Consider the following 13,280-nt stretch of genomic DNA (forward strand, 5'->3'; position numbering starts at 1 on the left):
TCCTTTCTATTGAAGTGTTTCTTCTTTATCGAGACCTTTCAACAACAACTGAATCTGCGTATCGGTGTAGCTTTCAATCGTAAACGTTCGCTGAAGAATCCAGCGTCGGAATCCCCACATCTGCCCCTGGACAAAAATATTGTTGGCGATCAGCTTGATTTCTTCTTCCGGGTGCTCCCCAGGAAGGCTGTTGACGATGACTTGTTCGAGCATCGCCACCATATCGCGCTCCTTTTGCAACACATAATCCTGAGCATCACGGGGCAGGGACTTGACTTCCTGATACATGACGAGCACCTCATCCTGCATATCATCCATCAATTGAAAGTAGGAGCGAATCGCATGGATGAGACTTTGCACACTCGTCTGACGAGGATCGATCGCTTCTTCCATCCGCTCTTTGACTCGCTGGTAAATGGAGTCACAGACGAGAAAAAGAACGTCCTCTTTCTTTCGAATGTATTCATAGAGTGTTCCGATACTGAACCCGGAAGCCTTGGCGATTTCACGGGTCGTCGTCTTGTGGAACCCTTTTTCTATAAACAGAGTGACCGCGCCCTTGATCATCTGGTTTCTACGCTTGGAGACGAGCGCTTCATCTTTAATGGTTGAAGGTACTTGTTTTTCAGCCAAACTCACTCCCCCTTCCTTACCCATTCACGAAACCAGGATCTGGCCAGTTCATAAGGATCCGCATCCGGGTTTTGAAAAGATTCAAGCTTCTGTGCGTCTTTTTCAATCTCACCCTTAACTTCACGCCAAATTTCTTCCCGGATCAAATCGTACACCTCAAGCTGCAGCTGTTGTTTACGACGCTCCGCCCCTTTGTTCGTCTCATACAAAAATTCACGATGGCTTTTCATACTTTCGTAGAGTTCCGCCATCCCTTTGGCTTCGGTCGAGATCGTTTGAACAATCGGCGGTTCCCATCCTTCCGGTTGTACAATCATCATGTATTCTTCAAGTGTAGATTTTAATTTTCTTACTCCCGGTAAGTCTGCTTTGTTGATGATGAATAGGTCGGCAATTTCCATAATCCCTGCTTTGAAAATTTGCAGTACATCTCCACTATTCGGTGTCAGCACCAGCCCTGTCGTATCTACGACTTTCATAATATCGAGCTCAGACTGACCGACACCGACCGTTTCAACGAGGACGACATCAAAGCCGTAAGCATCACATACACGGATACTGTCTTTTGTCGCCCGCGCTAAACCACCGAGGCTTCCTCTTGTCGCCATGCTTCTTATAAAGATGCCAGGGTCAAGAAAATGCTGGTTCATCCTCGTGCGATCACCAAGCAGTGCTCCTCCACTGAATGGACTGGTAGGATCGACCGCTATGACAGCGACTGTAAGGCCCTGCTGTCTTAAATAGGTGAGCAATTGATTGATGAGCGAGCTTTTCCCCGCTCCTGGTGAACCTGTAATGCCAATGTAATGCGCCTGTTTTTGTATCGAAAAAACATCACTCATCAGCGAGAGTTTTTCTTCATCGTCGTTTTCGATCAACGTAATCGCTCGGGCCAACGCCCTCATATCCTGCTTTTGAATTCGCTCAGCCAGTGGATGCATCATGCAGACCTTCTATTGGGTGACCATTCGGCCGACAACGAGCCTTTGGATTTCTTGTGTTCCTTCATAGATTTGAGTGATTTTCGCGTCACGCATGTAACGCTCGACAGGATAATCTTTCGTGTAGCCATAACCTCCGTGAACCTGTACGGCTTCTGTCGTCACTTTCATCGCTGTATCTCCAGCAAACAATTTGGCCATCGCGGAAGCCTTGGAATAAGGCAGTCCTTCCGACTCTAAGTAAGCCGCCTGGTAAGTGAGCAAACGAGAGGCTTCAATTTCTGTTGCCATATCGGCGAGCTTGAAAGAAATTCCCTGCAGATGAGCGATTGGCTTGCCGAATTGTTCACGCTCTTTGGCATAGTTGACGGATTCATCCAGTGCCCCTTGCGCAATTCCAACGGCCTGAGCGGCAATGCCGTTACGACCTCCATCAAGGGTCATCATCGCCACTTTGAACCCTTTACCTTCTTCGCCGAGCAAGTTTTCTTTAGGTATCTTACAATCTTCAAAGATCAATTCTGTTGTCGGAGAAGAACGGATGCCGAGCTTCTTCTCTTTCTTCCCTGTCGTGAATCCAGGTGTATCTTTTTCTACGATGAACGCACTAATGCCACGGTTGCCTTCATTCGGGTCTGTTTTGGCAAAAACAACGTAGATATCCGCAACGCCGCCATTCGTAATCCATACTTTACTTCCGTTCAGCACATAATGGTCGCCGTCAAGTTTTGCCTGTGTACGCATGGAAGACACATCACTCCCTGCTCCTGGTTCAGACAAGGCGTAAGCGCCCAGTGCTTCTCCTGAAGCGAGTTGAGTCAAATACTTTTGCTTCTGTTCTTCTGTTCCGAATTTATAGATTGGCCAGCTTGCTAAAGAAATGTGCGCAGAAAGGGTGACTCCTGTTGAAGCACAGACACGGGAAAGCTCTTCCACTGCAATCACATAACTGACAAAATCGGATCCGATGCCGCCATACTCCTCCGGCCATGGAATCCCCGTCAAACCAAGCTCTGCCATCTTATCGAAGATCTCACGATCGAAGCGTTCCTCCTCGTCCCTTTCAGCAGCTGTTGGTTCCACTTCATTCTTGGCAAAATCGCGAACCATTTTTCTAAGCATTTCTTGTTCTTCTGTTAAAGTAAAATTCATTCTGTGATCCTCCTAGTCTCTGATCAGATGATTGCCTATGACGATTTTTTGGATTTCACTTGTACCTTCATATATTTCACAAACTTTGGCGTCCCTGAAAAAGCGTTCAACCGCATAATCTTCGGTAAAACCGTATCCGCCATGAACCTGCACAGCTTCAATCGACGCTTTCACTGCGGTTTTTGATGCCATCAGTTTGGCCATGGACACTTCTTTTCCACACTTTTTGCCGGCTGCTTGTAAAGAAGCCGCGTTATATACGAGCAATTTAGACGCTTCCACTTCTGTAGCCATATCGGCAAGCTTGAACGATACGCCTTGCAAATGGGCGATGGGACGCCCGAACTGCTCCCGTTCTTTGGCATAAGAGATGGCATGTTCAAGTGCCGCTTCCGCGATTCCAAGGGACTGGGCGGCAATGCCGATTCGTCCTATGTTCAAATTGGCAAGTGCAATTTTATACCCTTCCCCTTCTTCTCCAAGTCGTTGTGAAACGGGAACTTCACATTGGTCAAAGTTCAGCGAAACAGTACTGGAACCGTGCAGCCCCATCTTTTTCTCTGCCTTTCCAATGGAAAAGCCAGGGGTGTCCCGCTCTACAATAAACGCACTCAACCCTCTCTTTGTTTCCACATCCGGATTCGTACGGGCGAAAACGATGAATGTATCTGCATTTCCTCCGTTGGTGATGAACACTTTAGAACCGTTGAGAATGTAATGGTCCCCTTGCTTTACCGCTCGCGTTTTCAGGCTGCTGGCGTCGGAACCCGCACTCGGTTCTGTCAGTGCGAATGCTCCTAAATATTCACCTGATGCCAGTTTCGGAATGTATTTGTTTTTCTGTTCTTCTGTACCGAAGTATAAGATAGGGTTCGTGCCGACAGAGGTGTGGACAGATAGAATGACTCCGAGTGTTGCACTCACCTTCGAGATTTCGTGAATCGCGATGATATAGGAGATGTAATCCATCTCAGCGCCGCCGTACTTTTCCGGAATCGGCACCCCCATCAACCCGAGCTCTCCCATCTTCGGTAGCAACTCAGAAGGGAACCGATCTTCCTTCTCCATCCGCTCCACAGCAGGAGCCACCTCTTTTTCAGCAAAATCGCGAACCATTTTCCTCATCATTTCCTGTTCATCCGTGAACTGCAAATTCATTCTCGTTCTCCCCTTTACACGTTAATCGTAGGTGTAAAAACCGCGTCCAGATTTCTTCCCGAGCCAGCCTGCTTTGACATATTTACGTAGAAGCGGGCATGGACGGTATTTGCTGTCTCCAAATCCTTCATGAAGGACTTCCATGATATATAAACACGTATCAAGGCCGATAAAGTCCGCAAGCGTAAGTGGCCCCATCGGGTGATTCATACCGAGTTTCATGACGGCATCCACATCTTCGGGCGATGCTACTCCTTCGTGAACCGTATAAATCGCTTCGTTGATCATCGGCATTAAAATACGATTGGAGACGAATCCTGGAAAATCCTCCACCTCTACAGGCGTTTTTTCCAATTGTTTCGTCATATCCTCAATCGCCTGGTACGTTTCATCACTCGTTTGGATGGCACGTATGATTTCCACTAACTTCATGACCGGTACAGGGTTCATGAAATGCATACCGATGACCTGATCTGGACGTTTGGTCGCCGCAGCAATCTCTGTAATCGGTAAGGATGATGTATTCGTTGCCAAAATGGCATGTGAAGGGGTAATTTCATCCAGTTGTTGGAAAACGCTCACCTTCACATCCATGTTCTCAACGACAGCCTCCACAACAAGGTCACAGTCAGAGGCGTCCTTCAAGTTGGTCGTTGTCTCTAAGCGTCCATATGCTGCCTTTTGATCTTCTTCGGTCATTTTTCCTTTTTCAACCGCTCGCTTCAGGCGCTTTTCAATGCCTGCAAGGCCTTGATCCAAGGCATCCTGGCTCATGTCATTCATTTTTACGTTCAATCCGGCCTGAGCAAAGACCTGGGCAATTCCCGCACCCATCTGACCTGCTCCTATGACCATGACTTGATTGATTGTCATCCTGTATTCCTCCTTATTGTTTCGGTACCTCGATCAATACGGCGTCTCCTTGACCTCCGCCAGAACAAATCGCTGCGATTCCAAGACCGCCGCCGCGGCGCTTCAATTCGTGAGCAAGCGTGAGAAGAATACGCGCACCACTCGCTCCAATCGGGTGTCCCAGCGCAACAGCACCACCGTTGACGTTCACTTTCTCGTGATCCAGCCCTGCAATCTTGCCACTGGCTAGGGAAACGGCAGCAAAAGCTTCATTCACTTCAAATAGATCAATCTCTTCTATGGATTTCCCGGCTTTTTTCAACAGTTTATTAATGACAAGTCCAGGCGTCTGTGGGAAGTCCTGAGCTTCCACCGCAATTTCATCATGCGCGAGAATCGTAGCCAGCGTGTCCGCACCTAATTCTTCCGCTTTTTCATCAGACATGAGCAGCATGGCACAAGCTCCGTCGTTGACCCCAGGTGCATTCCCTGCCGTGATGGTTCCTGTTTGATCAAAAACAGGACGAAGTTTTGCCAGGGCCTCGACTGTCGTATCTTTTCTTGGCGCCTCATCTGTATCGACGACTCTCGGATCGCCTTTTCTTTGAGGGACTTCGACAGCCGTGATTTCTTCCCCAAGCTTGCCTTCTTCTATCGCTTTAACGGCTCGTTGATGGCTTTGATAAGCCCATTCATCCTGCGCTTCTCTCGTTAATTCAAATTCTTCAGCCGTCCGGTTTCCGTAGTTCCCCATATGGACGTTTTCAAAAGAGCAAGTCAATCCATCATGCACCATCATATCTTTGACGGCACCGTCGCCCATACGGAATCCCCATCGGGCTTTCGGCATGAAATAGGGAGCATTGCTCATGCTTTCCATTCCACCAGCAACGATGATGTCCTCTTCCCCTAAGCGGATGAACTGATCACCCATCGTCACACTTCGCATACCAGAGGCACAAACTTTATTGACGGTTTCTGTTTTTACATCCCAAGGGATACCAGCTTCTCTTGAAGCCTGTCGGGAAGGCAGCTGCCCCTGTCCGCCCTGGAGGACGGTCCCCATAATGACTTCATCCACATCTTCTGCTTTTACGTTCGCACGTTCCAAAGCTGCCTTGATAGCAATTCCTCCAAGCTTGGCAGCTGTCAAAGGTGCAAGGGATCCTCCGAATTTTCCAAAAGGGGTACGGGCTCCGGCGACAATTACAGTTTTACGCATGTTTATTCCTCCTCTTATTGATAACGCTTTCAAAATTGACGATTGAACGCTCGCTCAAAATCGTCCCATAAGGAAAGTGTACATAAAATGCTGTACACTTTCCACAATTTTCATACTATTTTTTCTTTTAACGGGCATTTTCGACGGTCATAATATTGGTCAAACGTTTGATCAAGCGGTCTTCTCTTCGGTTTTATCAAACATGGATTTCGCCAGGATTTCTGCAATATCCATTGTGCTGACTTCCTCTTCTACTTCTTTCGCTTTTGTTCCATCGGATAGCATCGTCAGACAGAATGGACATCCACTGGAGATCATCGTCGGTTCTACTTCAAGCGCCTGTTCGGTACGGGCGACGTTGACGCGGTTTCCGGACTTCTCTTCCATCCACATCATTCCGCCTCCGGCTCCACAGCACATGCCGTTGGAACGGTTACGCTTCATTTCCACAACTTCGACGCCAGGAATCATTTCAAGCACTTCACGCGGCGGCTGATACACTTCGTTGTAGCGGCCGAGGTAGCAGCTGTCGTGATACGTGATTTTCTCTTTCACGACTCCTTCTGGTTTCAAGCGACCCTCTTTCAACCATTCGGCAAGCATTTCTGTATGGTGGTAGACTTCCGCTTCAAGTCCGAAGTCCGGATACTCATTTTTGAAAATGTTATAGGCGTGCGGATCGATCGTAATGATTTTCTTCACGTTATGTTTTTCGAATTCTTTCATATTCTTTTCTGCAAGCTCCTGGAAAAGGAATTCGTTCCCCATACGACGGGCCGTATCCCCGGAGTTTTGCTCTTTGTTACCAAGAATAGCGAACTTAATATCCGCCGCATTCATCAGTTTCGCAAAAGCCATCGCAATTTTCTGGCTGCGATTATCGTAAGATCCCATTGAGCTGACCCAGAATAAGTATTCGAATTCTTCTCCTGATTTCTTCAATTCTTTCACGGTAGGGATTTGAACGTCCTCATCCAACTGTCTCCAGTCTTCACGTTCTTTCTTAGAAAGTCCCCACGGGTTACCTTGACGCTCGATGTTCATCATTGCACGCTGTCCATCGGCATCCATCTTTCCTTCCGTCAAAACCAAGTAACGGCGAAGGTCGATGATTTTATCGACGTGTTCATTCATGACCGGGCAGGCGTCTTCACAATTACGGCAAGTGGTACATGCCCAAAGCTCTTCTTCTGTGATGACATCTCCGATTAAACTCTTATTGTTCACTGCATCAAGTGTAGCTGCTGCTTCATCTGACCCTTGGGATCGGGACATTTGTGCGAGCGTATTTCCTTCTGTTCCCGAAAACGCATAAGCGGGTACCCATGGAGATTGGCCGGTCACAGCCGCTCCTTTTTCTGTCAGATGGTCTCTCAGCTTCACAATTAAATCCATCGGCGAAAGCATCTTTCCTGAGCCTGAAGCAGGACAAACATTGGTACAGCGTCCACATTCGACACAGGCATAAAAATCGATCATCTGCAGCTGATTGAAGTCTTCGATTTTTCCAACTCCGAAGGATACGTCTTCTTCATCCGCATCTTCGTCGATTTCAAAGTCAATCGGTTTCAGTTTCCCTGGTGGTTCTTCACGGCTCAAGAACACGTTGACGGGTGCAGCAATCAGGTGTGCGTGTTTCGATTGAGGTACATAAACCATGAATGTAAGCAGGATAAGCAAGTGAATCCACCACATGATGAAGAACACAGTCGCAGCTGCAGCAGGAGGCAGCCAGCCGAAAGCGCTTGCAATTCCGGACGCAACGGGTTCTGTCCATGCTCCTTCATGACCATGCCAGATGAGACCCATACCATTTCCTACAAGTACGGTGACCATCAATGTTCCGATAAAAATAAGGACAAGACCCGCTTTAAAGCCGCGCTTCAAGCGAACCAATTTTTCGATATAACGACGGTAGAACGCCCAAATGACAGCGACAAGGATGGTCAGTGTCACGATTTCCTGGAAGAATGTAAACCCTGGATAGAAAGGTCCTAAAGGCAGATGAGAATCTGGAGCTAGTCCCTTCCAAATAAAGTCGATCGCCCCGAATTGGACGAGGATGAATCCATAAAACATCATGACGTGGATGATGCCCGACTTTTTATCTTTCAATAGCTTCTTTTGTCCGAATACGTAAATCCAAATCTTCTGTAAACGCCTCTTCAGCTGTCTGTCATATTCGAATTTTTTCCCCAGTTTAATGTAAGCGACACGGGTCTGAACGACACGGACGAACAAGTACAGGCCGTAGACAAGGACGCCAAGGAATAAAATCCAGTTTGCCACCAACAACGGATTCATTGGTTCTCCCCCTCTTTGTTGTTGTCGCGCGATGGCGACTTCCCTTTTCTCCGATCAGAAAATCGACAATTAATCTTATAATTTTCTGAATCTTATAGCTTTACTATAAATTATGAATGAGCATTCAGTCAACATATTTTCTTGTTTTTCCTTTTGAAACCTATAAAATCGGGGAAACTAACAGGAAGGTATTTTTAAGGAGGGACGAAAGATGCTCGTCACAATCATTCTATTCATCATTTTATTTGTATTCTTACTATTTATTGATTTCAAAATGGGACGGGCGGCACATAGAAAAAAACCACGGCCCCTCCCACTTCCTGAAACGCGCGGGAACTATAAACTTTATAAGAACGGTTCGGTTCTTTATGAACAGATGTTTCAGGAAATTTCCGAAGCGGAAAAACAAGTCGACGTCTACTTCTACTTGATCGATAACGATTATATTAGTGAGAATTTCTTAGATGTCCTGAAAAACAAGGCACGAAACGGTGTTCCTGTCCGTCTGCTTGTCGACAGGCTCGGAGGGTACAAAATCAATAAAGCTGCCAGAAAGAAATTAAAAGACGCAGGGGTTGCCTTCTATTTCGCCGAAACTCCCCGATTCCCCTTCTTTTTTTATCGATTAAATAGAAGAAATCATAGAAAAATAACAGTTATTGACGGAAAAGTAGGATATTTGGGTGGTTTCAACATTGGAAAGAATTATATCGGAGAATCAGCAAAATTCGGAGACTGGAGAGATTATCACCTGCGCTTAACAGGTCCCGTCGTTTCACAAATTCACAAGGTCATGCTGGATGACTGGTACCTGGCTTCAGGAGAAAAACTTCCACCTTGTGAGCCTTCTGATGATGGAGAATATAAAATGAATATTCTGGCGACCGACGGGGTTGAGCTTGAGAAAGAATTTGCGAAGATGATCCATTCTGCACAAAAAGAAATCCTGATCGGCACCCCCTATTTCATTCCGACACCCAGATTACAACATGACTTAAAGCAGGCGATTGACCGAGGGGTCGAGCTTCACATCATGATTCCAATGAAGGCCGACCATCCATTTGTAAAGCCAGCAGCCATCCCTTATTTAAAAGAGCTTTATCACAAGGGAGCTACCATCCGTTTGTTTGATGCAGGCTTTTACCATTCTAAAATCATCGTCATCGACGGAACATTTGCCGATATTGGAACGGCCAATTTCGACCGCCGAAGCTTCTTTTTGAACAAGGAAGTCAACACCTATGTGTATGATGAAGACTTCATCAGTGACTTGAGAGCCGCTTACTTCGAAGATGCCGCTGATGCCATAGCCTTCGATGAACACTGGCTCAAGCGCCGCTCATTCACGACCCGCCTGAACCAAAGAATCGCCGTATTGTTGAGGCCTTTCTTATAATTCTTTCACTTGAAAAATTCAGCGAACATCGGACCCGCCCATGCCATGACTTTAAAGCCAAGGTAGATCCCGATGATTCCTGCAACCCCAGCGAAAGCAGGCGGCGCTGGGATCGGCAACTTGAAACCTGCAAAAACCAGTCCAACAATAAATCCTGTAATCAATGCGAGAATGACTTCTTTCACCTTTTCCACAACCTTTCGATATGTATGATACAGAAATAGTTTTTGCTTGCATGCGCCTTGTCATGCAAGCTTCTTTTTATGTTACGAAATCCCTCCACCTAATAACACAATAGATTCTCATATAAGCTCGCAATTGTGGAAGACTCAGTTTCGAGGCTTTTGTTGAGTTAATGGGGCTACGGGGAATAGCTCGTTTCCGCGGTAGCGCAAGGAGCACCTCCCAAGTAGCTCTTAAGAAAGCCTTGTCTGGTTGAAATAATGAATGATGAATCCCTTGCCAAAAACGACGATTTGCAGTGTTTTGGTTCAGTTTGTAGAAAAACACACACGTTCGTGTCTCCTTTAGGTTTACATGCGGACGTTTCCCAGACCCTGTTCCCTAGCCTAATTCGTTCAGGTCCAATGGTTGAAACTACTATAACGGAGTATTGGAGCAGGATTCCATTACCCAACTCGTTAGAATCCTTTAGGAAGGGTTTCGAGAACCTCATATAACCAAGGGGCGGAGGGAAACGGTGAGACTCCTATGGGGTGTGCGGGACAGATGAGACCCCGGGAGGCGTAGCCTGAGGAGGCTCATCGCCCGCCCCATGGAAAGCGAACCTTTTCCCGCAGCCCCTAAACTCTCAATAACATCTCGAAACTGAGTCTTAAAGTATCCTGACATATACTTCAGCAATATAGTACCTTCATATCTAGATATAGAAAAAGAGCGCCCCTGCTCTATTAGCAAAGACGCCCTTTTCCTAGTATATGGAATTACATTTGGTTTGGTGCAGAAACTCCGATTAAACGAAGTGCATTATTCAGTGTTGTACGGACAGCTTTCATCAAGGCAATTCTTGCTGCTGTCAGTTCTGGATTTTCATCGTCCAGCACTTTGACGGCATTGTAAAAGCTGTGCAGGTTCGATGCGAGATCGAACGCATACTGAGTTACGCGGTGTGGCGTGCGTTTTTCTGCAGCATCCGACACCACTTGCGGGAATTCTCCGAGACGCTTGAGAAGGTCTTCTTCTTTCTCAGCTGTAAGATAGCTTCCGTCATAAGAATCTTTCACTAGACCCTTTTCTTCTGCCTGCTTCAGCATTGTACAAATACGGGCATGAGCGTATTGTACGTAATACACAGGATTTTCGTTCGACTCTGAACGAGCAAGGTCCATGTCAAAGTCCAGATGAGAATCACTGGAGCGCATAGAGAAGAAGTAACGCATGGCATCGATTCCGACCTCTTCCATCAGTTCACGAAGGGTGACCGCTTTTCCTGTACGCTTACTCATTTTCACCTTTTCACCGTCTTGGAACAAGTTCACCATTTGAATGATTTCTACTTCCAGCGTATCTTTTTCGTAACCAAGCGCCTGGATGGCCGCTTTCATACGAGGAATGTATCCATGGTGATCGGCTCCCCAAATATTGATCAGTGTATCAAAACCACGATCCAATTTGTTTTTGTGGTAAGCGATATCCGGCGTCAAGTACGTGTACGTTCCGTCATTCTTAATGAGTACGCGATTCTTGTCATCCCCGAACTTCATCGTTTCAAACCATGTCGCATCATCTTTTTCGAACACATACCCTTGGTCTTTTAATACGGCAAGAGCATCTGTGATCTGATCGTCGTTATAAAGGGATGTCTCAGAGAACCATTCATCAAATGGGACACGGAATTCTTCCAAGTCTGTTTTGATTTTATCCAAGAGGAACTTCAATCCGTACTCACGGAAGAACTGAAGGCGCTCTTCTTCCGCAACATCGACCCATTTTTCACCATCTTCACTGACAAGCTTTTCAGCTAAGCCAATGATATCCTGGCCCTGATAGCCATCTTCAGGCATGCTCCACTCTTTTCCGAGATTTTGCATATAGCGGGCTTCCAGGGATTTTGCCAAATTCGCCATTTGGTTCCCAGCATCATTAATGTAGTATTCACGGGACACATCGTACCCTGCAGCATCCAACACGTTGCATAGGGAATCACCGACCGCTGCGCCACGTGCGTGCCCTAAGTGAAGCGTACCTGTCGGGTTGGCAGAAACGAACTCCACCTGAATTTTGTGTCCTTCTCCACTCTTGCTACGTCCATACTCTTCTCCAGCATTCAGAATCGTAGGAACCAATTCAGTCAGATACTGATTGTTCATGTAAAAGTTAATGAACCCTGGTCCAGCAATTTCAATTTTCTCGATGGATGCTTTGGACTTGTCGAACTGCTCTACGAGATCGGTCGCGATGGCACGTGGATTCTTTTTGGCTACGCGCGCCAACTGCATCGCCATGTTCGTGGCATAATCTCCGTGCGTTTTATCTTTCGGCTGCTCAAGAATCACTTCAGGCATCTCTTCCTCGGATGCCAGTTCGGCAGCTAGGACTGAGCGTACGATTTCATCCTTCAGTTTCTGTTCCATTTGTTCAACGATATTCATGAATCGCTCTCCTCCTCAAACGTCAACGTCAAGCGGTGGGCTTGAGTCACTTCATGGTTTAAAGTCATGGTATAACTTAAATACAGTCGGCCTTGTGTGGATTCTTCCAAAGAACGGAATTCCACTTTATCTGTAAGTGTCTTCATATGAAAATCACCATACGTATGGTGATATAAATTTTCTGTTTCCGTGGATGTCTGGAAAACCTGGCGCATTTCCACGCCACCGCTCCGTTTGATGCTGACATGTTCTGGTTTGACCGTCACCATCGTACTGACCGGTTCTCCATCTTCCGGGTGCTCGATAAAGGTGAGCACTTGCGTATCGCCTCGTTTGAAAAACTGTCCCGGTTCCTGGATCTTCATCGTCTCTTTACGATCCCCATCCTGTATTTCCGTAACAAGCTGCACCTGGACATCTTTTGCGTGACTTGGCATTTTCCCTCCACCTTTTCTATCGCCATTTTTACGTACAAGATATAACTAATATATTATAAGAATTCGAACAGAAAAACGCAAGTATCATTGTAGCAGAAGGTTGACGTACTCATGGACTTCCTTCACTTGGGCGAGATGATTAGGAATCGAATAAGCCGCATATAGAACTAGGATAGCCAAAACAATCGTCAAGTACCACTTGAAGGATAGATTTTTTTTGAATGGACGGCGGTCCGGGACAATCGCGAAAAGTAAGAATGGAAGCAAGAGTCCGATCACCCATACGTCTGTTTTCCACTGTTTATTTTCCAGAGAGACAGCCAAAGTGAACTGCAGAAGGTCGTTCATTCGGTCTTCCACATTCACCTCCGCGACTTCCTCTCCCCCTATTCCTTCGTTAATGACAAGCATATCTCCATTCAACTCATACGAGATGTTGGAGGGGTTCCAGTTTGCTCCGTAAGTGAGAAGCAGCAGTGGAATCATGATCAATACATAAATTGCTGCTACTCCCATCGTCTTTTTATCCAAAACAAAAGCTCCTTTGTATCGTGTCTTTTCATGTAGTCGATC

General features: G+C 46.5%; 12 protein-coding genes. 1 reads left to right on the forward strand and 11 read right to left on the reverse strand.

Going from position 1 to position 13,280, the window contains the following annotated elements; genetic code table 11:
- Positions 1 to 6: 6 nt before the first annotated feature.
- The 7 genes from GLV98_RS08510 to GLV98_RS08540 form a co-directional block, all read right to left on the reverse strand.
- Entirely contained in the window at positions 7 to 633 is a 627-nt protein-coding gene (locus tag GLV98_RS08510) for a TetR/AcrR family transcriptional regulator (protein WP_160914015.1), read from the reverse strand.
- A gap of 2 nt (positions 634 to 635) precedes the next feature.
- Positions 636 to 1,574, reverse strand: a complete 939-nt coding sequence (meaB, locus tag GLV98_RS08515; protein WP_160914017.1) for a methylmalonyl Co-A mutase-associated GTPase MeaB — start codon at positions 1,572 to 1,574, stop codon at positions 636 to 638.
- A gap of 12 nt (positions 1,575 to 1,586) precedes the next feature.
- The gene (locus GLV98_RS08520; protein ID WP_089654847.1) at positions 1,587 to 2,726 is read right to left on the reverse strand and encodes an acyl-CoA dehydrogenase; all 1,140 of its coding nucleotides are present in this window, start codon (positions 2,724 to 2,726) and stop codon (positions 1,587 to 1,589) included.
- A gap of 12 nt (positions 2,727 to 2,738) precedes the next feature.
- Entirely contained in the window at positions 2,739 to 3,884 is a 1,146-nt protein-coding gene (locus GLV98_RS08525) for an acyl-CoA dehydrogenase (RefSeq protein ID WP_160914019.1), read from the reverse strand.
- 21 nt (positions 3,885 to 3,905) lie between these two features.
- Entirely contained in the window at positions 3,906 to 4,757 is an 852-nt protein-coding gene (locus GLV98_RS08530) for a 3-hydroxybutyryl-CoA dehydrogenase (protein ID WP_160914021.1), read from the reverse strand.
- A gap of 13 nt (positions 4,758 to 4,770) precedes the next feature.
- On the reverse strand, positions 4,771 to 5,958 hold the full coding sequence (locus GLV98_RS08535) for an acetyl-CoA C-acetyltransferase (protein ID WP_160914023.1): 1,188 nt from the start codon (positions 5,956 to 5,958) through the stop codon (positions 4,771 to 4,773).
- 171 nt (positions 5,959 to 6,129) lie between these two features.
- A complete protein-coding gene (locus GLV98_RS08540; RefSeq protein ID WP_160914025.1) occupies positions 6,130 to 8,262 on the reverse strand; it encodes a heterodisulfide reductase-related iron-sulfur binding cluster in 2,133 nt (710 codons plus the stop codon).
- A gap of 211 nt (positions 8,263 to 8,473) precedes the next feature.
- Here GLV98_RS08540 and cls point away from each other — a divergent pair, with 211 nt between their 5' ends.
- Positions 8,474 to 9,658 (forward strand): cardiolipin synthase, encoded by a 1,185-nt coding sequence (cls, locus tag GLV98_RS08545; protein WP_160914027.1) that lies wholly within the window; start codon positions 8,474 to 8,476, stop codon positions 9,656 to 9,658.
- 5 nt (positions 9,659 to 9,663) lie between these two features.
- On the opposite strand, the gene GLV98_RS08550 is transcribed toward cls, so the two are convergent.
- The 4 genes from GLV98_RS08550 to GLV98_RS08565 all read right to left on the reverse strand — a co-directional run bounded on the left by GLV98_RS08550 (position 9,664) and on the right by GLV98_RS08565 (position 13,238).
- Positions 9,664 to 9,843 (reverse strand): XapX domain-containing protein, encoded by a 180-nt coding sequence (locus GLV98_RS08550; protein WP_089654841.1) that lies wholly within the window; start codon positions 9,841 to 9,843, stop codon positions 9,664 to 9,666.
- A 759-nt stretch (positions 9,844 to 10,602) separates the two neighbouring features.
- On the reverse strand, positions 10,603 to 12,270 hold the full coding sequence (gene argS, locus GLV98_RS08555) for an arginine--tRNA ligase (protein ID WP_160914029.1): 1,668 nt from the start codon (positions 12,268 to 12,270) through the stop codon (positions 10,603 to 10,605).
- Entirely contained in the window at positions 12,267 to 12,707 is a 441-nt protein-coding gene (locus GLV98_RS08560; RefSeq protein ID WP_160914031.1) for a DUF1934 domain-containing protein, read from the reverse strand. Before GLV98_RS08560 ends, argS begins: the two co-directional genes overlap by 4 nt.
- 84 nt (positions 12,708 to 12,791) lie before the next feature.
- Positions 12,792 to 13,238: a hypothetical protein gene (locus tag GLV98_RS08565; protein WP_160914033.1), complete on the reverse strand. Its 447-nt coding sequence runs from the start codon at positions 13,236 to 13,238 to the stop codon at positions 12,792 to 12,794.
- Between the last annotated feature and the right edge of the window lie 42 nt (positions 13,239 to 13,280).

The sequence above is a fragment of the Halobacillus litoralis genome (assembly GCF_009856415.1).
Taxonomy (GTDB): domain Bacteria; phylum Bacillota; class Bacilli; order Bacillales; family Halobacillaceae; genus Halobacillus; species Halobacillus litoralis_C.